Origin of the sequence: Streptomyces sp. NPDC020983 (genome assembly GCF_044333485.1) — a bacterium.
In the GTDB taxonomy this organism is placed as follows: domain Bacteria; phylum Actinomycetota; class Actinomycetes; order Streptomycetales; family Streptomycetaceae; genus Actinacidiphila.
The window spans coordinates 68529-91182 of sequence record NZ_JBIRRA010000003.1 but is presented as its reverse complement, the minus strand read 5'-3'; the positions used below and the strand labels follow the sequence as shown (position 1 = coordinate 91182).

Genomic DNA, 22654 nt, shown 5'->3' with positions numbered 1-22654 from the left:
TCGTTCTTGGTCGTCGCTCTCCCCGATGGCACACTGGACGTCATGAGTGCCATCAGGGGAGCAAGGGAACGCGCCAGGGCCGAGATCACCGAGGCGATCAAGGAGGAGGCGGCCCGGCAGCTCGCCGTCCAGGGGTCGGCCGGGCTGTCGCTGCGTGCCGTCGCACGGGAGCTGGGGATGGCGTCCTCCGCGCTCTACCGCTACTTCCCGTCCCGGGACGACCTGCTCACCGCTCTCATCATCGACGCGTACGACGCGGTCGGCGAGGCGGCGGAGCAGGCACTCGCCGCGGTCGACGCGGACGCCCGGGACCGCGCCGCCGCCGCGGTCGTCGCCGGGGCGGCGGCACCGGCCGGCGCCGCCCCCGTCGACCGCTGGCGCGCGGTGTGCGCCGCGGTCCGCGAGTGGGCGGTCGCCCATCCGCACGAGTACGCCCTGATCTACGGCTCGCCGGTGCCCGGCTACGACGCGCCGCAGACCACCGTGGGTCCCGCGTCGCGCGTGCCGCTCGTCCTCGTCTCGGTCGTGCGGGACGCCCACGCCGCCGGGCTGCTCGGGGTGCCGCCCGGCCGGCCGCTCGCCGAGCCGGTGCGGGCCGACGCCGTGCGGCTCGCCGCCGAGCTGGCGCCCGAGCTGCCGATACGCGTGGTCGCCGCGATGGTCGCCGTCTGGGCGCAGCTCTTCGGCATCGTCAGTTTCGAGCTGTTCGGGCAGTTCAACCGGGTGGTCGAGGCCCGCGGCGCGTTCTTCGGGCAGGCCGCCGACGCGCTCGCGGCCCAGGTCGGGCTGACGGCCGGTGCTCCGGACGGCGCCCCGGCCGCCCCCGCCGGCGTACTCCCCGGGGAGTAGCCGCACCGCCCCCGTGCAGTGGACGCCGCCCCGGTCGCCGCGGTCTAGCGTGGACGCATGACGTACGAGGTGCAGCCGGGCCCTCCGGGCGGCGGGTCCGGGCCGGCGCCCGCGGGGGAGTGGCGCCGCCGCGGGACGGTCTCGCTCTGGGTGCCGGTCATGCTGCTGGCCTTCCTCCAGGTGGCCGGCTCCGGCGCGGCCGGGCGGCACCAGTCCGTACGCGTCGCGCTCGACGGGCCGGGCTACCTGCTGCTGCTGGCGGGCCCCGCGCTGCTGCTGCTGCGCCGGCGTGCACCGGTGCCGGTGGCAGCCGGCACCGCCGTCGTGACGCTGCTGTACGTCGTGCTCGGCTATCCGTACGGGCCCGTCTTCGCGGCCCTCGTCGTCGCGTTCTTCAGCGCGGTGGCCGCCGGGCACCGCAAGGGCGTGCTGATCGTGGCCGCCGGCGCCTTCGCCGCCCACGCCCTCGTCGGGCTGTGGCTCTACCGCTGGCTGCCGCCCTCCGGCGACACCCGCGCGTCCTGGACGGAGGTGTCGGGGGCGGCGGCCTGGCTGGCGGCGGTGCTGGCCGCGGCCGAACTCTTCCGTGTGCGGCGCGAGCGGATCGCCCGCGAGCGGCGGGAGCGGGCCGAGGCCGAGCGGCGCCGGGCGGACGAGGAGCGGCTGCGGATCGCCCAGGAGCTGCACGACGTGCTGGCGCACAGCATCTCGCTGATCAACGTGCAGGCCGGTGTGGCCCTCGCGCTCATTGACGAGCGGCCGGAGCAGGCGCGCACCGCGCTGACGACCATCAAGGCGGCGAGCAAGGAGGCGCTGGGGGAGGTGCGGCAGGTGCTCGGCGCGCTGCGCACGCCCGGCAGCCAGGCGCCGCGCGCCCCCGCCCCCGGGCTGGACCGGCTGCCCGAGCTGGTCGAGCAGGCCACCGCCGCCGGGCTGCGCGCCGAGGTGGCCGTCGAGGGAGAGCGGGCCGCGCTGCCGCCGGGCGCCGACCTCGCCGCCTTCCGTATCGTCCAGGAGGCACTGACCAACGTGGTGCGGCACTCCGGTTCGCGTACCGCACGCGTCCGGCTGTCGTACCGCCCCGGTCTGTTCCAGGTCCAGGTGGACGACGACGGCCCCGCCGCGGCACGGGGTGAGACCGGGGGCGGCAACGGCCTCGTCGGCATGCGCGAGCGCGCCGCCGCGCTGGGCGGCACGGTCGAGACGGGCCCGCGTCCGGACGGCGGCTTCCGTGTCCGCGCCCGCATCCCCCTCGGCGGCCGCAGCGCTTCCGGGACCTCCGGCACCCCCGCCGGGAACACCACCCCCCACCCGGCCGGGCCGGCCGCAGAGGAGCACTCGTGATCCGCGTCGTGCTGGCCGACGACCAGGTGCTGGTACGGGCCGGTTTCCGGGCGCTGCTCGACGCCCAGGACGACATCGAGGTGGTGGGGGAGGCCGCGGACGGCGGTGAGGCGCTGCGTGCCGTACGCGAACTGCGGCCCGACGCCGTCCTGATGGACATCCGCATGCCGGTCATGGACGGCCTCGCCGCGACCCGCGGCATCACCGGCGACGCGGCGCTGGCGGACGTGAAGGTCGTCGTCCTGACCACTTTCGAGCTGGACGAGTACGTCTTCGAGGCGATCCGCTCGGGCGCCTCGGGCTTCCTGGTCAAGGACACCGAGCCCGCCGAACTGCTGCGCGCCGTCCGCGCCGTGGTGGCCGGGGACGCACTGCTGTCGCCCGGCGTGACACGTCGGCTGATCGCGGAGTTCGCCGCCCGGTCGAAGGAGCCCGCGGCGGCCGGTGCGCTCGACGAGCTGACCGACCGCGAGCGCGAGGTCATGGCGCTGGCCGGCATGGGACTGTCCAACGAGGAGATCGCGCGCCGCCTGGTGGTCAGCCCGCTCACGGCGAAGACGCACGTCAGCCGGGCCATGGTCAAACTCGGCGCCCGCGACCGCGCCCAACTGGTCGTCCTCGCCTACGAATCCGGCCTGGTCCGCCCCGGCTGGCTGGGCTGACGCAGGGCGTGCCCGCGGCCCGGGCGGACCGGGTGCTCCTGCGCCGGCGGCCCCGCGCGGTGGTCGCGCGGGGCCGGTCGCGTGCCCGCCCTTGTCCGGGCACGCCGTGTCGTGTTCAGGCGCGGGAGGAGCCGTCGGACCCGGTGCCGGCCGCGCTCGCGGACGCCACCGCTTCGCCCGTCGCGGGGTCCCGCTCGGCGGCGGCCCGGCGGGCCAGCTCGTCGCCCTCGGAGGACGCGACGAGGATGCCGTAGGACGGGCGGCGCCTGCGCAGGCCGGTCAGGGTGAGCAGTAGGCCCGCGAACCCGATGACGGTGACGACCCACAGCGCGGGGCGGTAGCTGTCCAGCACTGCCTGCTGGGTGCCTGCCGTGGCGCCGGAGGTGGTGTGGGCGGTGACCACCGCCGTCACCACCGCGAGGAAGATCGCGCCGCCGACCTGGAAGGACGTGTTGAGCAGGCCTGAGACCATGCCCTGCTCGTGGTCCTTGACGCCGTTGGTGGCCTGGATGTTGAGCGCGGGGAAGGCCGTGGCGAAGGCCACGCCGAGCAGCAGCATCGAGGGCAGGATGACCGCGGCGTAGCTGGGGTGCAGGTCGATGCGCAGGAAGAGGACGTAGCCGACGACGAGCGACAGGAAGCCGAACGCGGTCACCCGCGGGGTGCCGAACCGGTCCACGATCGGCCCCATCCGGGTGGAGAGGATCGCCACCAGCGAGCCGGCGGGCAGGAAGGCGAGCGCGGTGTGCATGGCGCTGTAGCCGAGGACGTTCTGCAGGTACTGCGTGACCAGGAACTGGAAGCCGACGTAGGAGCCGAAGAAGGTCGCGGCACCCAGGTTGGCCCGCACCTGCGTGGACGAGCGGAGGACGCCGAGCCGGATCAGCGGCGACGCCGAGCGGTTCTCGATGACGGTGAAGGCCGCGAGCAGCACCGCGACGGCGGCGAAGGAGCCGAGCGTACGGGCCGAGGTCCAGCCGGCGCTGGAGGCCGAGACGACGGTGAACACCAGCAGCAGCATCGACGCGGTCCCGGTCACGGCTCCGGGCAGGTCGTAGCCGCGGCCCTGCGTGCTCTCCCGCGGGGTGCGCGGGATCAGCTTGAGGCCGGCGACCAGGGCGATCACGGCGACCGGTGCGGGCAGCAGCATCGTCCAGCGCCAGCCGGCCTCGGTGAGGAAGCCGGAGAGCACCAGGCCCATGGAGAAGCCGGTCGCGCCGCAGCTGGAGTAGATCGTCAGGGCGCGGTTGCGCACCGGGCCCTCGGCGAAGGTGGTGGTGATGATCGACAGGCCCGCGGGAGCGGTGAACGCGGCGCTCAGGCCCTTGACGAAGCGGGTGGCGATCAGCAGGGAGCCGGAGTCGACGAGGCCGCCGAGCAGCGAGGCGACGGCGAAGACGCCGAGGGCGACCAGGAAGACCCGGCGCCTGCCCAGCAGGTCGGCCGCGCGGCCGCCGAGCAGCAGCAGGCCGCCGTAGCCGAGGATGTAGCCGCTCACGACCCACTGCAGCGAGGTCGTCGACAGGCCGAGGTCGGTGCCGATGGAGGGGAGGGCCACGCCGACCATCGAGACGTCGAGGGCGTCGAGGAAGAGCGCGGCGCACAGCACGAGGAGCGTGCCCCACTGGAGGGCGCTCCATCGGTCCTGCGCACGGGGGACGGTGGTGGACGTCACGGACGGAGAGGTCATGATCAGTAGAATACATGCAAGTGCATGAGATGCAAGCGCATTTAATTACCGTGCATCGGGGTCCGTTTCCTGCTACCCTGCGAACATGGCAGTGGACAAGGACGAGCGTGCACTGGAGCGCGAGTGGCGGGAGATCCTCGCCATCCACGCCCGCACGGCCTGCGAGCTCGACCGCGAGCTGAACCAGTACGGCCTGTGCGCGAGCGATTTCGAGGTGCTCGACGTGCTGGCCGGTGGTCCGGAGGACGGCGGCTGCACCTTCCGCGTGCAGGAGCTGGCCGACCGTGTCCACCTCAGCCAGAGTGCGCTGTCCCGGCTCGTGGCCAGGCTGGAGAAGGAAGGCCTGGTCGACCGCGGCATCTGCTCGGAGGACCGCCGCGGCGTCTACGTCGCGATCACCGAGCGCGGCCGCGCGCGTCACGCCGAGGCCCGCCCCGGCCACCGTGCCGTCCTGGAGCGGATGCTCCCCCGGCACGCCGACGCGTGAGGCGCCCCGGCGCCGCCCCCCGTCGTCCGTGAGCCCCGCAGGCCGCCCGCCCGCGGGGCTTCCGCATGTCCGGGGTGTCAGGCGGCGGTACGGCCCAGGTTGCGCACCGAGTACGCCAGCACCGCCGCGACGGCGCCCAGGGCCGCCACCGTGGTCAGGGCGGTCGGCAGCCCCACCGCGTCGGTGAGGAAGCCGATGGCCGGCGGCCCCAGCAGCAGCCCGCCGTAGCCGAAGGTCGACGCGGCGGCGACACCGCCCGGTCCGGTCAGGGCGCCCGCGCGCGCGATCGTGGTCGGGAAGGTGTTGGACAGCCCGAGGCCGGTGAGCGCGAAGCCCAGGACGACCAGCGGCAGCAGCGGGGCGAGCGCCGCCAGCAGCATGCCGCCGGCCGCGAGCAGCCCGCCCAGGACCAGGACCCGGGTCTGGCCGAACCTCAGCAGCAGGGTGGTGCCGGACAGCCGGCCGAGCGTCATCGCCAGCGTCACCGCCGCGTAGCCCGCGGCGGCGACGCCCGGCCCGCGGTGCAGGTCCTGCTGGACGTGCAGCGGGCCCCACTCGGCGAGCGCCCCCTCGCCGTACGACGAGCAGGCGGCGATCAGCCCGAAGAGCGCGACGAGCAGCCCCGGGCGGCGCGCGGTGACGGACCCGGGGCGAGCTGCGGGCGGCGGGACGCGGACGCCCGGGGGCGCGGGCGGCGGTGGGATCTGCTCGGGCGGTGCCTGGAGCCGGGTGCCCAGAAGGACGCGGCCGGTGAACAGCACGGTGACCAGGCCGACCGGGGTGAGCAGCGCCAGATGGACGGCCGGCGAGAGGTGCGGCGCCAGCAGCCCGCCCAGGCTCGCACCGATCAGGCCGCCGCAGCTGTAGGCCGCGTGGAAGGACGACATCACCGGCCGGCGCAGTGCGGCCACCACGTCCACGGCGAAGCTGTTCATCGCGACGTTCAGACCGCCGTACGCTATGCCGAACACCAGCAGGACCAGGCCGAGGGTGAGCGCCGAGTGGGTCTGCGGCGGCAGGGCGATGCTCAGGGAGAGCATCACCGCGGTGCCGACGGTCACGCGGTCGCTGCCGAAGCGGCGGCAGAGCCGTCCGGTGAGCACCATGGTGGCCACCGCGCCCGCCGACACGCAGAGGAGTGCCAGTCCGAGCCGGCTCGCGGAGGCGCCCGTCTGGGCTTTGATGGCGGGGATGCGCACGACCCAGCCGGCGAAGAGGAAGCCGTCGACGGCGAAGAAGACGGTGAGGGCCACGCGCAGCCGGCGCAGGGCCGGGTCGGGGGCGGGGGGACGGGGAGGGCGGGACGGCCGGGAAGATCGACTCAGGGCCGTCCCTATTTTGTTCAGTGTCGGCACAAAGTGAGAATAGGGGGGTGACACAGATTCGGACAAGGCTGGAGCGGGGCCGTGGAGCCCTCGGCCCCGCGCTCGCGCTCGTGCACACCGGCCGCGCGGCGACCCGCGCACTGCTCACCGCGGAACTGGGCGTGACCAGGGCCACCGCGGGAGCGGTGGCCGCGGAGCTGGAGGCGCTGGGACTGATCCGGGTGGACACCCGGCCCAGTGGCCCGGCGGGCGCGCAGGGCCGCCCCTCGCACCGGCTCGACGTCGCGCCCGCAGGACCGGTCGCGCTCGCCGCGCAGGTGCACGCCGACGGCTTCCGCGCCGCCCTCGTGGGGCTCGGCGGCGAGATCGTGGCGACGGCGCCCGGCTCCATGACCGTGCCGCCCGACCCGGTGCACGTGCTGGGCGCGGTCGTCGAGGCGGGCGCCGGACTGCTGCGGGAGTCGGGGCGGGTGTGCGTGGGGGCGGGCCTCGCGGTGCCCTCCGCGATCGCCGAGCCCGAAGGCCTCGCGCTCAACCCGCTGCACCTGTCCTGGCCGGCCGGTACGGAGGTGGCCGAGGTCTTCGCCGGGCGGATCGCCGAGGTGGGCATCGCGGGCCCGGACGGCGGGCCGGTCCCGTCCTTCGTCGGCAACGACGTCAACGTCGCCGCGCTCGCCGAGCACCGGCACGGCGCCGGGCGCGGGGCGCAGCACCTGCTGGTGGTGGCGTCCGGGCACCGTGGCGTCGGCGGCGCGCTGGTGCTGGACGGCCGCCTGCACACCGGCAGTTCGGGCCTCGCGCTGGAGGTCGGCCACCTCACCGTGCGCCCCGACGGGCGCCCCTGCTACTGCGGCAGCCGCGGCTGCCTGGACGTCGAGGCCGATCCGCTGGCCTTCCTGGAGGCGGCCGGGCGCACCCCCGGACCTGAGGTGTCGCTGCTGGACCAGAGCGCGGCCCTGCTGCGTACGGAGTACGCCGACCCCGCCGTCAGGGCCGCGGCGCTGCTGATGATCGACCGGCTCGGGCGCGGCCTCGCCGGACTCGTCAACGTCCTCAATCCCGACCGCATCCTGCTCGGCGGGCTGCACCGCCACCTGCTGGACGCCGACCCGGAGGCGCTGCGCGCGGTCGTCGCCGACCACAGCCTGTGGGGCCGCAGCGGCAGCGTCCCGGTGCTGGCCTGCGCGCTGAACCACAACAGCCTGGTCGGCGCGGCCGAACTCGCGTGGCAACCGGTGCTGGACGACCCGCTGGCCGTCCTCGGCGGCTGAGCCCGGCAGGGGCGTGCGTGCGCGGCGCGTGCGCCCCGCGGGTGCTCCGGCCCGCCCCCGTGGGGTGCTCCGGCCCGCCCCGGAAGGCTCGCGGTCCGCGGCCCGGCCGCGGGTGGGCCGCAGCGCGGCGGTGCCGGCGTACTCCCCGCGGAGCAGCCGCGGTGCCGCTGGCCGTACGACGATTCCCGCGGCCGGTGGGGCCAGGCTCGGTGGTGCCGGGAGAACCCGGCAGGACCGAGGAGTTGACAGACGATGGACACCCTGGCGTGGCACGACGGCGGGCCCGGCCCGTGGATCCTCTTCTTCCCCCTGATCTGGGTGTTCGCGGTGGCCGCCGTGGTCACCGTGCTGCGCCGCACGGCGTGGCGCGGACGCGGCGCCCCGTGGCGGCAGTTCGGGCCGGCCGCGGCGGGCGGCGGCAGCGAGCACAGCCCGCTCGCGGTGCTCGGCCGGCGCTTCGCCTCCGGCGAGATCGACGAGGAGGAGTACTGGCGCCGGATGTCGGTGCTGGAGGAGCACTTCGCCCGCAGCCCGCGTGACCGGCACAGCGGCAGGGACGGAGCCTGACGGCTCGTGTGCGGCCGGCCCGGCGGCACCTCCCGCGGGCGGCCGCGGCCGGTCGGCGGGCGTACGTCGGGCGCCGCCTCCCCCGCGGGGGAGGCGGCGCCCGGTGCGCGGTCCGCCGGCGCCCACACCGGCGGCTGCCGCGCGGTCAGGCCGCCGCAGCGACAGCGGCCGGTTCGGGGACGGTGCCGGTGACCGGCACGGGGACGGCCTCCGGGGCCGGCTCCGGCAGCGGCTCGGCCATGGCGCGCTCGAACGGCACGGAGCCGCGGACCGGCAGCATCGTGGGCACGGCGACGGGGGTGCGCAGCACGAACCACACGACCTTGCCGGAGTCCTCGGGCAGCAGGTCGGTGCCCCACGAGTCGCTCAGCGCCTCGACCATCGTCAGGCCGCGCCCGGTGGTGGCCAGCGGCTCCACGGGCCGCAGCTGCGGCAGCCGGGGGTCGCCGTCGGTGACGGCGACGGTCAGCCGGTCGTCGGCGAGGGTCAGCCGGACGCCGCACTTCTTGTGGGGCCTGGCGTGCCGGTGCACGTTGGCCAGCAGTTCGCTGGTCGCGCTCGCGGCGGCCTGGATCAGCGGATCGAGCCGCCAGTAGCGCAGCTGCGCGGCCACGATGCGGCGGATCTGCTGGATCCGGTACGGGTGCGCCTCCACCTCGAAGGTGCACTCGCGGGGTGTTCGGTGGGTGGGGTCGGTCTGGTCGGTCTGGTCCGCTTGCATGATCACGGCTGCGACTCCCTCCGCGGCTGGGACGGTCCCGCACGTGCGGTCTCCGCCGCTTCGCCGCTCCGATGGGAACACTTGAGCGATACTGCGTAGAGTGACTGCTTCAGCACTCCGTGATGCGATAACAGCGTCACCCGATGTGGGGAATCCCGCAACTCGTGGCGCGTCGCGGCGCTGACCTGCCGGTTCGGCCGCCCTGGGCCCGCGCGCGGACGCTCCGGTGCGGCCGACCGGCGGGGGGCGCTCAGTCCGGCCCGAGGTCGTCCGGCCCGGTGAGGGCCAGCTCGGCCAGCGTGTCGAGGGCCCGGCGCAGCACCGCCGGCGGCGGGGAGGCCAGCCCGATCCGCACCGCCGCCGGCGTGCTGTGCGAGCCCACCACGAAGGACGCCGCGGGCGTGACGGCGATCCCGCGCCGGGCGGCGGCGGCCACGTAGGTGTCGGCCCGCCACGGCGGGGGCAGCTCAAGCCAGCAGAAGTACGCGGACGGGCCGGACCGGACGGTGAGCCCGGCCAGGGCGCCGGCCGCCAGTTCGCTGCGCAGCCGGGCGTCCTCCCGCTTGGCCGCGCTGAGGGTCTGCGCGGTGCCGTCGCCGATCCACCCCGTCGCCGCCGCCAGGGCGTACCCGGCGCTCGTCCAGCCGCCGGAGCGCAGCGCGGCCGACACCCGCGCGGTGAGCCCCGGCGGGGTCGCCGCGAAGCCCACGGTCAGGCCCGGCGCCAGGCGTTTGGAGAGGCTGTCCACCAGGACGACCCGCTCCGGCGCGTAGGCGGCGAGCGGCGGTGGCGCGTCCGTCCGCAGGAAGGCCCAGATGGCGTCCTCGACGGCGGGCAGCCCCGACTCCCGCAGTGCCGCCGCGACTTCGGCCCGCCGGCCCGGACCCATGGTCGTGCCCAGCGGGTTGTGCAGCGTCGGCTGGACGTAGAGCCCGCCGAGCGGCGCGGCCCGGTGGGCGGCGAGCAGCGCGTCGGGCCGCAGTCCCTCGGCGTCGCACTCCAGCGGCACCAGGGTCACCCCGAGCCGCGCCGCGACCGCCTTGACCACCGGGTACGTCAGCGCCTCGACACCCAGCCGCCCGCCGGGGCGGACCAGCGCGGCGACGCACGCGGCGACCGCCTGGCGCCCGTTGCCGGCGAAGAGCACACCCGCCGGGTCCGGAGCCCAGCCCGGCCGGGCGAGCAGCTCCGCCGCCGCGGCGCGCGCCGCCGCCGTACCACCCGCGCCGGACGGGCCCAGGGCGGTGCCCAGCACGTCCGGCCGCGACAGCCGGGCGAGCCCCGCGGCCAGCAGCTCCGGCTGGCCCGGCGTCACGGGGTAGTTGAGCTCCAGGTCGACGCGGGCCGTACCCGGCTCGGCGAGCGCCGGGTCGGCGGCGGGCGGCGCGGCCCGTACGAAGGTGCCGCGCCCGACCTCGCCGACGACCAGACCGCGCCGGGTCAGTTCGGCGTACACCCGGCTCGCCGTCGACTGGGCGACGCCGTACCGCCGGGCGAACGCCCGCTGTGTCGGCAGCCGGTCCCCGGGACGCAGCCGCCCCGCCGCGATCTGCGCCGCGACCGCGTCGGCCGCCTGCCGGAAATCCCGCGCCATCCCCTGCTCCCGCCCGTCCGTGCGACTCCTCGGAGCACCGGGACATTGCCCCGACTTCAAAGCTGTTCATTGCTCCGCCGATTGCCTCATGCCTAGCATCGGCACAGCAACCACCACAAGGGGGGAACCGCAGGTGAACACGGCTTTCGTCAACGGCATCAGCATGACCTACGGAGATACGGGCGGCGAGGGCAGCGCCCTTCTGCTGATTCACGGCCACCCCTTCGACCGCACCATGTGGGCACCCCAGCAGGACGCCGCGCCCGCCCACCGCGTCATCACCCCCGACCTGCGCGGTTACGGCGGCAGCCAGGTCGTCCCCGGCAGCACCCCGCTCGGCACCTTCGCCCGCGACCTCGCGGCGCTGCTCGACCACCTCGGGGTGGCCGAGGCGGTGGTCTGCGGGCTGTCGATGGGTGGTCAGATCGCCCTGGAATTCCACCGGCTCTTCCCGCACCGCGTCACGGGGCTGGTCCTCGCCGACACCTTCGCGCAGGCCGACACGGAGCAGGCGAAGCAGGAGCGCTACGCCCGTGCGGACCGCCTGGAGCGCGAGGGCACGGCCGGCTACGCCCGCGAGGTGCTCGGCTCGATGGTCTGCCCCGAGACCCTCGCGCGGCGGCCGGACGTCGCCGACCACGTGCTCGGCATGATGCTCGCCGCGCCGCCGCAGGGGGCCGCCGCCGCGCTGCGCGGCCGGGCCGAACGCCCCGACTACACCGCCGGCCTGGCCGGCGTCGCCGTGCCCACCCTGGTCGTCGTCGGCCGCGAGGACGTCTTCACGCCCGTCTCGGACGCCGAGTTCCTGCACCGGCACATCCCCGGCGCGACCCTCACCGTCGTCGACGACGCCGGCCACATGCCCAACCTGGAATGCCCCGCCGCCTTCAACGACGCCCTCGCCCGGCTGCTCGCCCGGGTGCCGCAGGCCCGGCGGCCCGCCCGGATGTGACGAAAGCCTGACGGCCCGCCCGGGGCCCTGGCCAGACGGCGGCCCGCGTGCTCGAATCGACCCATGGACGACCGCACCCCGCCGCCGCAGACAGCCCCCGGGCCCGAGGAGGGCCGCGGCAGCCCCGTGGGGCGGCGGCTGGTGCTCGGCATGGTCGGGCTCGGCGCCGCCGGGGTCGCGGTGGGCGGCGCGGTGCAGGACAGGCTCGACTCGGTGCTGGCGTCGGTCAGCGCCAAGGACCCCACCGGCGTCACCTCGCTGCTGCCCGGCGGCGGCGGATTCCGCTTCTACTCGGTCTCCAACTCCGTGCCGCACCGCGGCGAGAGGGACTACCGCCTCACCCTCGGCGGGCTCGTCGACCGCCCGGGCAGCTACCGGCTCGCCGACCTGCGCGCCCTCCCGCAGACCCGGCTCGTGCGCGACGTGCAGTGCGTCACCGGCTGGCGGGTGCCGCACACCGCCTTCACCGGGGTGCGGCTGTCCACCCTGCTGGACGCCGCCGGGGTGCGCTCGGGCGGCACCGCCGTCCGCTTCACCTGCTTCGACGGTGTCTACACCGAGAGCCTGACGCTGGAACAGGCCCGCCGCGACGACGTCCTGGTGGCACTGACGATGGACGACAAGCCCGTGAGCGCGGCCCACGGCGGCCCGGTCCGGCTCTACGTGGCACCGATGTACTTCTACAAGTCCGCGAAGTGGCTGTCCGGCATCACGGTCACCAAGGACGTGCGGCCCGGCTACTGGGAGCACTACGGCTACGACGTCGACGGCTGGGTCGGCAGGTCCAACGGCCGCCGCGACGACCCCACCTCATGACCGCCGTGACCCCGCGCCCGAAGCCCGCCGGCGCCACCGGGCTGCGCCGCTTCACCCGCGCCGAGACCTGGGTGCACCGCGCGGTCACCTGGCTGATGGGCGTGTGCGTCGCCACCGGGGCCTTCCTGTACGTGCCGCAGCTCGCCGAGATCGTCGGCCGCCGCCGGCTGCTGGTCACCGTGCACGAGTTCTCCGGGATCGCCGTACCCCTGCCCGTGCTGCTGGGCCTCGCCTCGCGGGCCTTCCGCGCCGACACCGGCCGCCTCGGCCGCTTCCACCCGCACGACTGGCGCTGGCTGCGTGCCGCGCTGCGCCACCGCAGGCGCGAGCCGAGCCTGGCGGGCAAGTTCAACGCGGGCCAGAAGCTCTACGCGGCCTTCGCCACCGGGGCGCTGCTGGTCATGGCCGGCACCGGGGTGGTCATGTGGTTCCCGCGGCTGGCCCCGCTGGTCTGGCGCACCGGCTCCACCTTCGTGCACGACTGGCTCGCGCTGCTCTTCGCGGCCGTCATCACCGGCCACGTGTGGTTCGCCGTCCAGGACCCGGAGGCCCGCCGCGGCCTGCGCACCGGCTACGTACCCCGCTGGTGGGCCCGGGAGGAGCACCCGCTGTGGCGGCCGCCGGACGAGCAGCCCTCCGCCGGCAGGCCCCCCGCCGACGCCCCCTGACCTCCGTGCGGGAGCGCCAACCGGCCCTGCCGCCGCGGCAGTTCTGTTACACGCAGGACACCCCCCGGTCGCCCTCGCGCCACCGTCCTTTCCCGCCCCGCGCCTAGCGTCACGGCATGACGATGTCCCAGGCGTCGGCTCAGCCGGCCCCGCCGGCCCCCGACCCGGAAGAGCCCGCGGCCGCGCCGGCGAGCCCGCCGGAGACCTACCGGGCGCGCCGCAGGTTCCGGGTGGCCGCCCGGGGGACACGGCGGCTGGCCGTCCGTACGGCCGCCGTCCTGCTGGTGCTGGGCGCGCTGTGCGCCGCCGCCGTCGCCGGAGCGGTCTCCGTACGGCACGCCACCGCGCGCTTCGCCGGCACCGTGACCGAGCGCGCGTCGGCGGCCGCACAGCTGCGCGCCACGCTCGCCGACCTCGACGCGCAGCACGCCGACACCCTCGCCCCCGGCCGCTCCGCCGACGACCCGGACGTGATCGTCGGCAACCAGCTCAACGCGCTGATCACCGCGCAGCGGGACCGCGCCCTGGTCAGCGACCTGCTCCGCAAGCTCGGCGGCGACCCCGGGCAGGGGGCGCGGGTCGCGCAGCTGCTCGACGGCCTCGGGCAGTACGACGACCTCAGCGGGCGCGCCCGCTACGTCGCCGAGCAGGAGCCCGACCAGACCGTCGGCCACCCGCCGCGCTACGCCGTCGCCATGAACGTCTCGGCCGGCAGCGTCATGCACACCCGGCTGCTGCCGCTCGCCGAAGCCCTGTCCGCGGACTACCAGCAGCAGGCGGCCCGGCAGCGCGGGACCGCCCGGCACGCCGCCGTCCGCTGGGGTGCGGCGGTCGGGACGCTGGGGGTGCTCGCCGTCGTGCTGCTGCTGTGGTGGCAGTGGGAGCTGGCCCGCGACTACCGCAGGCGGTTCAATCCGGCGCTCCTCGTCGCGACCGCCGCGACCCTCGCCGTCACCCTGGCCGGGACGCTGGCCATGAACGCCGCCGCCGGCGGTGTGGACGACGCGAGCAGCCAGGGACTGCGGCCCTGGACCGACCTCGCCGAGGCCGGGGCCGTCGCCTCCCAGGCCGCGGCCGCCGAGAGCCGCTGGTTCGTGCACGACAGCGCCTTCGGCGAGGCCGACGAGGCGCAGTTCGACACCCTCGCCGCGCGCCTCGACGGGCTGCTGGCCCCGGACGGCCGGGCCACCGCGGTGGGGCTCCCCGCCTACCAGGACATGCTCGGCCGCTACGCGCACTTCCGCGCCGACGACACCAGGCTGCGCGCGCTGAAGAAGAGCGGCGACACCGAAAAGGGCGCGGTGGTCCTCACCGGGGTCGGCCGCGGCGACGTCGCCTTCGACTTCTGGGACTTCTCCACCACCCTGGAGCGCCTCGCCGACCGGCGGCTCGCCGACTTCCGCCAGCACGCCGACGGCGCCCACGGCGCCCTCGACGGCTGGCCCGCGGTGCCCGCCGGGGCGCTCGGCCTGGCGGCGGCACTGGTCCTGCTCGGGATCCGGCCCAGGTTCGCGGAATACCGCTGACCCGCTGACCTGCGCCGGAGCCGCCCGCACCCGGGGACCCACGCCGCGCACGGCATCGGGCGTGGTACAAGTGGCAGGGGAAGTATCGATTCGCCGGTGGGGGGAAAGTGTGCTGCGTGCCGCCGCCCCGGCCATGTCTGGACGAGACGAGAGCGCAGAAGTGACCACCGAACCACCACCCGCGGCCGACGAGCCGTCGCTGCCCGACGACGTGTGGGAGCAGTTCGCCAACGACTCCGAGCGCGCGATACGCGCCACCGCGCCGAAGGAGCCCTCGGCGCGGGCCAGGATCGTCGCCCGCCGGCTGCGCGAGGAGGACGAGCGGGGCGTCCACGTCGAGCCGCCCCGCTTCGGGCGGCGCCGCAGGCGGCCGTACACCCCCTCGCAGCACGCAGCCGCGTGGCGGCCCGACAACCGCCCGCCCCGGCGCCCGCTCACGCCCGGCGTGCGGCGGCTGCGCGCCTTCGCGGGCATCCTCCTGGTCGTCGCCGTCGCGCTCTTTCTGCTGGCCCCCGGCGACGCCTGGTCCTGGATCACCGGCTGAGCACCGCCGGCCCGCGGGACCTGCGGAAGGGCCCGCCGCTCAGCTCTCGGCGGGCTCGCCCGCCACGATGAGGTCCGACAGGTGCTCGGCGATCTCGGCCCGCAGCACCTCGGGGATGCCCGCGTCCGTCACCAGTGTGTCGACGTCCTCCAGCGACGCGAACGAGCTGAGGCCCACCGTGCCCCACTTGGTGTGGTCGGCGATCACCACGACCCGGCGGGCCGAGCGGACGAAGTGCCGGTTGGTCTCGGCCTCCGCCAGATTCGGTGTCGACAGGCCCGCCTCCACCGAGATCCCGTGCACGCCCAGGAAGAGCAGGTCGAAGTGCAGGGCCTGGATCGCCCGGTCGGCCACCGGACCGACGAGCGTCTCCGAGGGGGTCCGCACCCCGCCGGTGATCACGACGGTGGCCGACCCCTCGCCGGGGGCCGCGCCGGGCCGCCGCTGGTTGTTCTGGAAGACGTCGGCGACACGCACGGAGTTGGTCACCACCGTCAGGTCCGGCACGTCCAGCAGGTGGTGCGCCAGGGCGTACGCCGTCGTCCCGCCGGCCAGGGCGATCGCGCTCCCGGGCGGCACGAGGGCGGCCGCCGCCGTCGCGATGGCCTCCTTGGCGCCCAGCTCCAGCCCCGACTTCGCCTCGAAGCCCGGCTCGTGGCTGCTGGCCTCGACGACCGGCACCGCGCCGCCGTGCACCTTCTCCACCACGCCCTGCCGGGCGAGCGCGTCCAGATCCCGGCGGACCGTCATGTCCGAGACGTTCAGCCGGCGCGTCAGCTCGTTGACCCGCACACCACCGCGGCGGCGCACCTCGTCCAGGATCAGTGCCCTGCGCTGCTCGGCGAGGAGGTTCTGGTTGTCGCCCACCCGTGACCTCGTCTTCTGGTTCTCGGTTCTTCCCGGTGTGACCGGCCGCCGCGGTGCGCCGGCGGGGGCGCATCCGCCCCATCTTTCCACGTGCCCGCCGCCTCGCGCCCGGCGGCCGCCCCCTTCCGTCCGGCCCGGGAGCGGCCGGGGCAGCGCGAGTCAGGGCAGTTCGGGCAGATCCTCCGGGTAGAGCAGCTGGAGCTCGTCGTGGGTGGGCTCGTCGACGTGCGCCAGGCGTACCGCGTGCCGCTCCACCATCGCCTCGAAGGCCTGCCGCGCCGCCCGGCCGTTGCCGAAAGCGGGGCCCTTGGGCAGGGCGGTGAAGTACTTCAGCAGGGCCTCGCCCGCGTCGTCGCCGAGCCGGTACTCCTGCTCGGCGGCCTGCGACTCCACGATCCGCAGCAGCTCCTCGGCGGAGTAGTCGCCGAACGTGATCGTCCGCGAGAAGCGGGACGCCACACCGGGGTTGGAGGCCAGGAAGCGCTCCATCTCGGCGGTGTAGCCGGCGACGATCACCACCACCGCGTCCCGGTGGTCCTCCATGAGCTTGACCAGGGTGTCGATCGCCTCGCGGCCGAAGTCCCGGCCCCCGTCCTCCGGCGCGAGCGCGTAGGCCTCGTCGATGAACAGCACGCCGCCGCGGGCCCGTTCGAAGGCCTCCTGGGTGCGGATCGCGGTCGAGCCGATGTGCTCGCCGACCAGGTCGACGCGGGCCACCTCCACCAGGTGGCCGCTCTCCAGCACGCCGAGCGACGCCAGGATCTCGCCGTAGAGCCGCGCCACCGTGGTCTTGCCCGTGCCGGGGGAGCCCGTGAAGACCAGGTGGCGGCGCGGTGAGGACGCCTTGAGGCCCGCCTGCTGGCGGCGGCGGCCCACCGAGATCATGTCGATGAGGGTGCGCACCTCGCGCTTGACGCCCTCCAGGCCGACGAGCGCGTCCAGTTCCGCCAGCACCTCCGCGCTGTCGCGCCCGGCGGGCGCCGGCTGCGCCGCGGGCCCGGCGGACTGCTGCGGCACCCCGCCGAGCAGCCCGTACGACTGGCTCGCCGGCTGGCGCTCCGGCACCGGCGGCACCGTGACGGGGGCCGGCTCGGGCGTCGCGGCCCGGTCGCTCGTGCAGTCCTCCGTCACCGGGCCCGGCTCGGCGAACTCGTAGCCGCCGCGGGCGCAGCGCTCGGTACGGCAGCGGGTCAGCGTGGAGCGGCACCCGTCGATGATGTGGAAGCCGTAGCCCTTGCTGCCGGTCACCCGGCACGCGGTGAAGGTGCCGCGGCCCTCCGCCGAGACGTAGATGCCGGACTCGGTCGTGTTGGTCACCGTGCAGCGTTCCAGCGCGGGATCCGCGCCCTTGGTGACGATCACGCCGGTCGCCGCGGAGTCGATGGTGACCTGCGCGAAGGTGCCGCCGCTGCCGTGGTCGCGGAACCAGGCACCCGTGGCCGCCTCGCGGATCCGGCAGTCGTCCAGCTGGACGTTGGCGCCGTCGCTCACCGACACCGCGGTGTTGCGGATCCGCGTGAAGTCGCTGTCCACCACGTCCGCGCGCGAGCCGCGGTCCAGCACGAACAGCGCGTCCGGCACGTCGTGCACGCGGCAGGCGTCGAGGATCGCGACCGCGCCGTCGCTGACCCACACCGCCGGGTAGTCGCCCGTGCTGTCGTGGATCTCGCACGCGTTGGCGTCGGCCCGGGTGCCCGGATCCCACACCGACAGGCCGTTGCGGCCGAAGCGGCGGACCGTGCAGCGGGTCAGCGTGAGCACCGCGCGGGCCCGCAGGTCGACGGCGTTCTCCGGGATGTCGTGGACCTCGCAGTCGGACATGGCCAGCACCGCGTCGGAGTCCAGCGTGATCCCGTCGCCGGTCGTGCCGTGCACCCGGCAGTCGGTGAGCTGGCCCGAGGCGCGCTGCGAGACGTGCAGCCCCGTACCGCGCACCTCGTAGACCTCGCAGCCGACCGCTTCCAGCGAGCTGTGCTCACCGGTGACCGACAGGCCGGAGCCCGAGACGTGGTGCACCCGGCAGCGCTCCAGGCGGGGGCTGCCGCCCGTGCGCACCGTCACGCCGGACTGCCCGGCGGCGAGCACCTCGCAGTCCTCGAACAGCCCGCCCGCCGCGTCCAGCACGCTGATGCCGACGCCCGCCGGGTTGTCGACCGTGCACCGCCGGGCGGTCGGCCGGGCGCTGTCCCGCACCTCCACGCCGACCGCCGAGCGCGCGTTGACGCGCAGTCCCGTCAGCTCCGGCGCACAGTTCTCGACCAGCAGGGCGGCGGCCGTGCTGTCCTGCCCCTCGACCACCAGGTCGTGCACCGCCGCGGCGGCCCGCACCGTCACCGCCACCCCCGAGGAGGGGGAGATCCGGACCGTGCCGGGCCCATCCGCGCAGCGCAGCGTGATCGCGTGGTCTATCACCAGGTTCTCGCGGTACGTGCCCGGACCCACCGTCAGCACGTCGCCGTCGGCGGCGGCTGCCAGCGCGTCGGCCACCGTGCCGTACTCGCCCGTGCGGCGACGCCACCGTGAACTGCTCGGGTTGGTGACCTGCACCACGCCATGTGCCATCGGGTTGCCCTGCCCCCACCTCTTGCGTCGGCCGACCGGGGCTCAACCGTAGCGTGCGCGAAGGGGAGCCGTTGACGACGACCCGTCAGGCGGTCGGCGCGGCCCGGCGCATCCGCCCGCGCACCGGAGTACCCGCGCGTCGCGGGCGTGCGCCACCGTGTCAGCCGCCCGCGCCGGCCCGGCCCCAGTCCTGGTCGAACCGCGCCCACGCGCGGTCCCAGGAATCCATCCTGCGCCGCGTCAGCCGCCACAGCAGCAGCTGCCGGGTCAGCAGCAGGGTGCCCGCGGCCACGCCCGCCGCCGTCATCCCGGCGAGGGCGGCGTGCGCGCGGACCGTCGCCCGGTCCAGCGGCGGCGCGACCAGCGCGCCCCGGTGGTCCGTCCACAGCAGCAGCCGCCTGCCGCGCCACACCTCCAGCCCCAGCGGCACCTTCGCGGTGTGCGCCGTGCCGTCCGGCGCCGTCCAGCGCAGCACCTCCTCGCCGACCGGATCCACCACCCGGCCCGCCGTCCGCTCCGCGCCGGGGGCGGTCGTGGCGCCCGGCGCGGCGGACGCGGGCACCGAGGCGGCGGCCACGAGGCTGCGCTCGGCCCGCTGGACACGTGCCACCCGGGTCAGGGCGCGGTCCACCGACTGGCCGGCCCACCAGCCGGCGAGCGGCACCGTGCAGAACAGCACCACCGTGACCAGGCCGAGCCAGGCCTCGACGACATCGGAACGCCGGCGCAGCGGATTGCGCCGCCAACGCCACCCGAACCTGGTGCTCCTGCTCCGACGAGCCACGGCCGGCACCCCCTTCACCCGTCCACCTACCGCCCCGCATACCCGCGGAAGGCGCGACCGACGCACACGGTCACCGTTGTCCCGCCGGAAGGGCGACCGCGGGCGACTCGGGGCATGTCCGTCCGTCACTCCAGCACGGTGAACGGATCGCCGACGCGCAGGGTTCCGGTGCTGCCCTCCGGCACCAGGTTCTGGCCGAAGAGCAGGCGGGAGCCGACCCTGCGGTGCAGCCCCAGCGTGCGCAGGGGCTCCTTTCCGCGGGCGGCGGTGGCCTGGTCGGTGGTGGTGACCACGCAGCGCGCGCAGGGCTTGGCGACCCGGAAGTCGACCTCCCCGATCCGCACCCGCCGCCAGCCGTCCTCCGCCCACGCCGGGGCGCCGTCGACCACCGCGTTGGGCCGGAAGCGGTTCATCGGCAGGGGGCCCTCCCCGGGGCGGTCCCCGGCGGCGATCAGCGCGTTGAGGGCGTCGAGCGAGGAGGACGACGTCAGCAGCAGCGGGTAGCCGTCCGCGAGGCTGACGGTCTCGCCCGGCCGCGCGAACGCCGGGTCGATCGGCCGCCGGACGGCGGGCTCGTCCAGGAACACCAGGCGCACCGGCTCGCCGAGATACGCGCCGAACCACGCGTCGGCCGACGGGCCGGCCGCGACCACGTCGACCTTCCCGGAGAAGAGGCGCACACCGAACGCTTCCGCCCCCGCGGGGGGCACCGCGACCTCGAGGTCCGGCAGACCGGGCGCGGACAGCCGCAGGCCGCCGCCGGGCAGCATCAGCGCACCGACCAGCGCCAGCCGCGCGTGCTCGCGCTGCGTCACGGCCGTGTCGTCGGCGTCGACCAGCATCCAGCGGCGATCCCCCGCGAGCCCCCAGGGCTCGACCACCGCCTCCCGCACGCCGACGGCGCGCAGGGACTTGACCGGATGAACGTTCAGGGCACTCAGCGTCAGCGAAATCATGGCGCCATGGTGCCAGCGGGGAGCCCCGCGCTTCAGCCCTGGTAGTAGCCCCCGCCGCCGTTGCCGAGGTTGCGCCTCGGGTACTGCTCCTCGGGATGGCCGCCGGGGGCCTGCCGGGGCGGCACGGGACGCGGCGGCAGCGGGCGGGCGGCCTCGTAGCCGCCCGGCTGCTGCGGCGCGCCGCCGCCGTAGCCGCCCTGGTGGCCGTTCACCGGCGGGGCCATCGGCCCGCCCATGGGCGCGTTGCCGGGCGGGAAACCGCCGTTGAAGCTTGCGCCGTTGAGGCTGCTGGTGCCGGGGCCGCTGCCGTTGAAGCCGTTGCCGTTGAAGCCGTTGCCGGGTCCGCCGGGGTAGCCGCCGCGCGGCGGCTGGGCCTGCTGCGGGACGTACGGCGCGGGCGGCTGCGGGTAGCCGCCGCCCGGGTAGCCGTTCGGCGCCGCAGGCTGCGGCGACTGGTAGGAGGGCGACGACGGGCCGGCCGGGAGGGCGGGAAGCGCCGCCCGGGGGGCGGGCAGGTTGGCGCCGCCGTAGCCGGCGGGCATCCCGGAGTCGAAACCGGAGTACGGCGTCGGTACGCGGATCGGGGCGATCTGCGGCGTGCCGCGCTCGGCGACGAGGCTGTCGTAGATCGGGGTGTCCGGGAAGGACGCAGACGAGGGGTAGCTGCCGTAGCCGCCACCGTACGAACCGCGAGGGGTGGTCATGGGCCATAAGTTAAGCCCACGATGTGGTCGTTGGGGAGACCGATTAGAGGGTTGTTTGACGGGTGTTTGACGGCTTCCTCGTGGCACGATGTCCCCAATACGAGCGAATCCCCGGAAACCGGTCATGGAACAGCGCTGTGATCAGGTAAAAGGCACGCGCCGGAAGGGATGCCGGGGAGGCGCGACGCACGGGGGGAGGGGTGCAGTGCTGCTGCGCAGGGGGGAAAGTGTCCGCTTGCCGAGCGCGGAAGTCCGGATGGAGTTCCGCCGCGGCACGGGGCAGGGCCTACCGCGGGCGGAGCTGTGCGCGCTCCTGCTCGCGGACGGCGCGGTGCGCGGGCCCGCGGACCTCGTCGTCGCCGGCGCCCCCGGGCCCGCCTCGGGAGCCGTCACCCACACGCGGGAGGACGGTGCCGACGGCACCGCCCTCGACACCCTCGTGCTCGACCTGGCATCACTCGAAAGTGCGGTCACCGCGGTGCTCGTGGTGATCCGCGCCGAGGGCGGGCCCGCCGCGCGGATTCCCGCCCCGGGGCTGCGCGCCCTCGCCGCCGGAAGACACGTGCGGATCGAGCTGCCGGGAGTCACCGGCGGGCCCGCCACCGTGGTCGGCGAGTGCTACCGGGACGGCGGGGAGTGGCGGCTGCGCGCCCTGCACCGGGCCGCGCCGCCCTTCCCTTCCGCGGGTCGCCGCCCCCGGGGTGCGGGCGCGGGCGGTGCCGGGCGCCGCGGCGCCGAGGGCACGCGGCTGGGGCCCGGGCTGCTGCGGATCGCCTACGGCGGGGTGGGGGCGTCCGGCGCTGCGCTGGGCGGGGAGGGCGTGTCAGGCGCCGAGTTGGGCGGGGTGGGGGTGCCGGGCGCTGCGCTGGGCGAGGGGGGCGTGTCCGGTGCTGTGCTGGGCGGGGGCGGCGTGTCCGGCGCTGTGCTGGGCGGGGAGGGCGTGCCGGGCGCTGTGCCGGGCGGGGGCGGCGTGCCGGGCGCCGAGCTGGGGGCGCTCTTCGAACTCGCCGACGGGCGCAAGGGGGTGGTCCAGGCGCTCGGCGGTGCCACCGGGGCGCTCTGGCTGCCGCCCTACGTGCAGCTCGACACAGGCGGCGCCGGGGGCAGGGCCGAACTGACCGTCAACCTCGACCACGCGGTGAGCTTCCGCCGGGTGCTGGTCTTTCTCGCGCTGCGCGGGGGGAGCTTCGCGGAGCCGGGCGGCACGGTGGAGGTGCGGCCCGAGCACGGGCCGCCGGCGGACTTCGAGCTCCCTCCTTGCGGGGGCGAGTCCGCGGTGTGCGCGCTCCTGCTGCTCGTGCGGGAGGGCGAGGCGCTCCGCCTGCGCCGGGAGGCCCGCTACCTCCCGGCCCGCCCGGGCCTCAGCCCCCAGCGCACGGTCGACTACGCCTACGGGTGGGCTCTCCGCTGGGTTCCTGCGGACGCGTGAGGGTGGGCCGTTTTGCGCTGCGGGGTGTCCGTTGCGGTGGGCCGCGGCCTTGCGGTGGGGGGGGGTGCTCGCGCCGTTCCCCGCGCCCCTGGGGGTGCGGCTTGGGGTGGGCGGTTCGCCGTTCTGCCGGTGGGGGCTGGTCGCGCCGTTCCTCGCGCCCCTGAGGGGGTGCCACTTGCGGTGGCGGTTCGCGTTTCTGCCGGTGGTGGGTTGCTCGCGCAGTTCCCCGCGCCCCCGGGTTGCCCGGCGGGGCATCGCGCTTGCGCTCGGGGGGTGGGGTCGGGTGCCACTCCGGGGGTACCTCCTCGGAATGCGCGTCTGGCCTCTCCCCAGGTC

At 75.8% G+C, this 22654-nt stretch carries 21 protein-coding genes; 12 read left to right on the top strand and 9 right to left on the bottom strand.

All coding sequences use genetic code 11. The annotated features are described in order from the left end of the window. Positions 1 to 42 precede the first annotated feature (42 nt). The 3 genes from ACH4SE_RS06780 to ACH4SE_RS06770 are packed head-to-tail and all read left to right on the top strand — an operon-like array spanning position 43 to position 2855. Complete coding sequence (locus ACH4SE_RS06780; protein WP_398542228.1) at positions 43 to 849, top strand: TetR/AcrR family transcriptional regulator; 807 nt, start codon at positions 43 to 45, stop codon at positions 847 to 849. A gap of 57 nt (positions 850 to 906) precedes the next feature. After that, positions 907 to 2193 (top strand): sensor histidine kinase, encoded by a 1287-nt coding sequence (locus ACH4SE_RS06775; protein WP_398542227.1) that lies wholly within the window; start codon positions 907 to 909, stop codon positions 2191 to 2193. After that, positions 2190 to 2855: a response regulator gene (locus ACH4SE_RS06770; protein ID WP_398542226.1), complete on the top strand. Its 666-nt coding sequence runs from the start codon at positions 2190 to 2192 to the stop codon at positions 2853 to 2855. The genes ACH4SE_RS06775 and ACH4SE_RS06770 overlap by 4 nt, the downstream gene beginning before the upstream one ends. A 115-nt stretch (positions 2856 to 2970) precedes the next feature. On the opposite strand, the gene ACH4SE_RS06765 is transcribed toward ACH4SE_RS06770, so the two are convergent. Beyond that, positions 2971 to 4545, bottom strand: coding sequence for an MFS transporter (locus ACH4SE_RS06765; RefSeq protein WP_398542225.1), 1575 nt, complete (start codon positions 4543 to 4545; stop codon positions 2971 to 2973). 85 nt (positions 4546 to 4630) lie between these two features. Between ACH4SE_RS06765 and ACH4SE_RS06760 the strand changes: the two genes are divergently transcribed. After that, the gene (locus tag ACH4SE_RS06760) at positions 4631 to 5032 is read left to right on the top strand and encodes a MarR family winged helix-turn-helix transcriptional regulator (RefSeq protein ID WP_398542224.1); all 402 of its coding nucleotides are present in this window, start codon (positions 4631 to 4633) and stop codon (positions 5030 to 5032) included. A 77-nt stretch (positions 5033 to 5109) separates the two neighbouring features. Here the strand turns inward: ACH4SE_RS06760 and ACH4SE_RS06755 are convergent, their stop codons facing one another. Further along, a complete protein-coding gene (locus ACH4SE_RS06755) occupies positions 5110 to 6387 on the bottom strand; it encodes an MFS transporter (protein ID WP_398542223.1) in 1278 nt (425 codons plus the stop codon). Positions 6388 to 6404: 17 nt separating this feature from the next. On the opposite strand from ACH4SE_RS06755, the gene ACH4SE_RS06750 reads away from it, so the two are divergent. Together ACH4SE_RS06750 and ACH4SE_RS06745 are read left to right on the top strand one after the other, a co-directional pair. Continuing rightward, complete coding sequence (locus ACH4SE_RS06750; protein ID WP_398542222.1) at positions 6405 to 7628, top strand: ROK family protein; 1224 nt, start codon at positions 6405 to 6407, stop codon at positions 7626 to 7628. A gap of 252 nt (positions 7629 to 7880) precedes the next feature. Continuing rightward, positions 7881 to 8195 (top strand): SHOCT domain-containing protein, encoded by a 315-nt coding sequence (locus tag ACH4SE_RS06745; protein ID WP_398542221.1) that lies wholly within the window; start codon positions 7881 to 7883, stop codon positions 8193 to 8195. A gap of 145 nt (positions 8196 to 8340) precedes the next feature. Here the strand turns inward: ACH4SE_RS06745 and ACH4SE_RS06740 are convergent, their stop codons facing one another. Together ACH4SE_RS06740 and ACH4SE_RS06735 are read right to left on the bottom strand one after the other, a co-directional pair. After that, on the bottom strand, positions 8341 to 8916 hold the full coding sequence (locus ACH4SE_RS06740) for an ATP-binding protein (RefSeq protein ID WP_398542666.1): 576 nt from the start codon (positions 8914 to 8916) through the stop codon (positions 8341 to 8343). Between the two features lie 250 nt (positions 8917 to 9166). Further along, positions 9167 to 10510, bottom strand: coding sequence for a PLP-dependent aminotransferase family protein (locus ACH4SE_RS06735; protein WP_398542220.1), 1344 nt, complete (start codon positions 10508 to 10510; stop codon positions 9167 to 9169). A gap of 133 nt (positions 10511 to 10643) precedes the next feature. Between ACH4SE_RS06735 and ACH4SE_RS06730 the strand changes: the two genes are divergently transcribed. The 5 genes from ACH4SE_RS06730 to ACH4SE_RS06710 all read left to right on the top strand — a co-directional run bounded on the left by ACH4SE_RS06730 (position 10644) and on the right by ACH4SE_RS06710 (position 15016). Next, complete coding sequence (locus ACH4SE_RS06730) at positions 10644 to 11462, top strand: alpha/beta fold hydrolase (protein ID WP_398542219.1); 819 nt, start codon at positions 10644 to 10646, stop codon at positions 11460 to 11462. Positions 11463 to 11525: 63 nt separating this feature from the next. Further along, positions 11526 to 12278, top strand: a complete 753-nt coding sequence (locus ACH4SE_RS06725; RefSeq protein ID WP_398542218.1) for a molybdopterin-dependent oxidoreductase — start codon at positions 11526 to 11528, stop codon at positions 12276 to 12278. Next, positions 12275 to 12946 (top strand): cytochrome b/b6 domain-containing protein, encoded by a 672-nt coding sequence (locus ACH4SE_RS06720; protein ID WP_398542217.1) that lies wholly within the window; start codon positions 12275 to 12277, stop codon positions 12944 to 12946. The genes ACH4SE_RS06725 and ACH4SE_RS06720 overlap by 4 nt, the downstream gene beginning before the upstream one ends. A 116-nt stretch (positions 12947 to 13062) precedes the next feature. Further along, positions 13063 to 14472: a hypothetical protein gene (locus tag ACH4SE_RS06715; RefSeq protein ID WP_398542216.1), complete on the top strand. Its 1410-nt coding sequence runs from the start codon at positions 13063 to 13065 to the stop codon at positions 14470 to 14472. A 160-nt stretch (positions 14473 to 14632) separates the two neighbouring features. Beyond that, positions 14633 to 15016 carry a hypothetical protein gene (locus tag ACH4SE_RS06710; RefSeq protein WP_398542215.1) on the top strand — a complete coding sequence of 128 codons (384 nt, stop codon included), beginning with the start codon at positions 14633 to 14635 and terminating at the stop codon, positions 15014 to 15016. 39 nt (positions 15017 to 15055) lie between these two features. On the opposite strand, the gene ACH4SE_RS06705 is transcribed toward ACH4SE_RS06710, so the two are convergent. The 5 genes from ACH4SE_RS06705 to ACH4SE_RS06685 all read right to left on the bottom strand — a co-directional run bounded on the left by ACH4SE_RS06705 (position 15056) and on the right by ACH4SE_RS06685 (position 20889). After that, entirely contained in the window at positions 15056 to 15883 is an 828-nt protein-coding gene (locus ACH4SE_RS06705; RefSeq protein ID WP_031513571.1) for a DeoR/GlpR family DNA-binding transcription regulator, read from the bottom strand. 159 nt (positions 15884 to 16042) lie between these two features. After that, positions 16043 to 18445 carry a right-handed parallel beta-helix repeat-containing protein gene (locus ACH4SE_RS06700; protein WP_398542214.1) on the bottom strand — a complete coding sequence of 801 codons (2403 nt, stop codon included), beginning with the start codon at positions 18443 to 18445 and terminating at the stop codon, positions 16043 to 16045. A gap of 160 nt (positions 18446 to 18605) precedes the next feature. Then, positions 18606 to 19229: a hypothetical protein gene (locus tag ACH4SE_RS06695; RefSeq protein ID WP_398542213.1), complete on the bottom strand. Its 624-nt coding sequence runs from the start codon at positions 19227 to 19229 to the stop codon at positions 18606 to 18608. Positions 19230 to 19354: 125 nt separating this feature from the next. Further along, entirely contained in the window at positions 19355 to 20185 is an 831-nt protein-coding gene (locus ACH4SE_RS06690) for an MOSC domain-containing protein (RefSeq protein WP_398542212.1), read from the bottom strand. 32 nt (positions 20186 to 20217) lie between these two features. Then, the gene (locus ACH4SE_RS06685) at positions 20218 to 20889 is read right to left on the bottom strand and encodes a DUF6643 family protein (protein ID WP_398542211.1); all 672 of its coding nucleotides are present in this window, start codon (positions 20887 to 20889) and stop codon (positions 20218 to 20220) included. A gap of 235 nt (positions 20890 to 21124) precedes the next feature. Between ACH4SE_RS06685 and ACH4SE_RS06680 the strand changes: the two genes are divergently transcribed. After that, a complete protein-coding gene (locus tag ACH4SE_RS06680; RefSeq protein ID WP_398542210.1) occupies positions 21125 to 22318 on the top strand; it encodes a hypothetical protein in 1194 nt (397 codons plus the stop codon). The last annotated feature ends 336 nt before the right edge of the window (positions 22319 to 22654 follow it).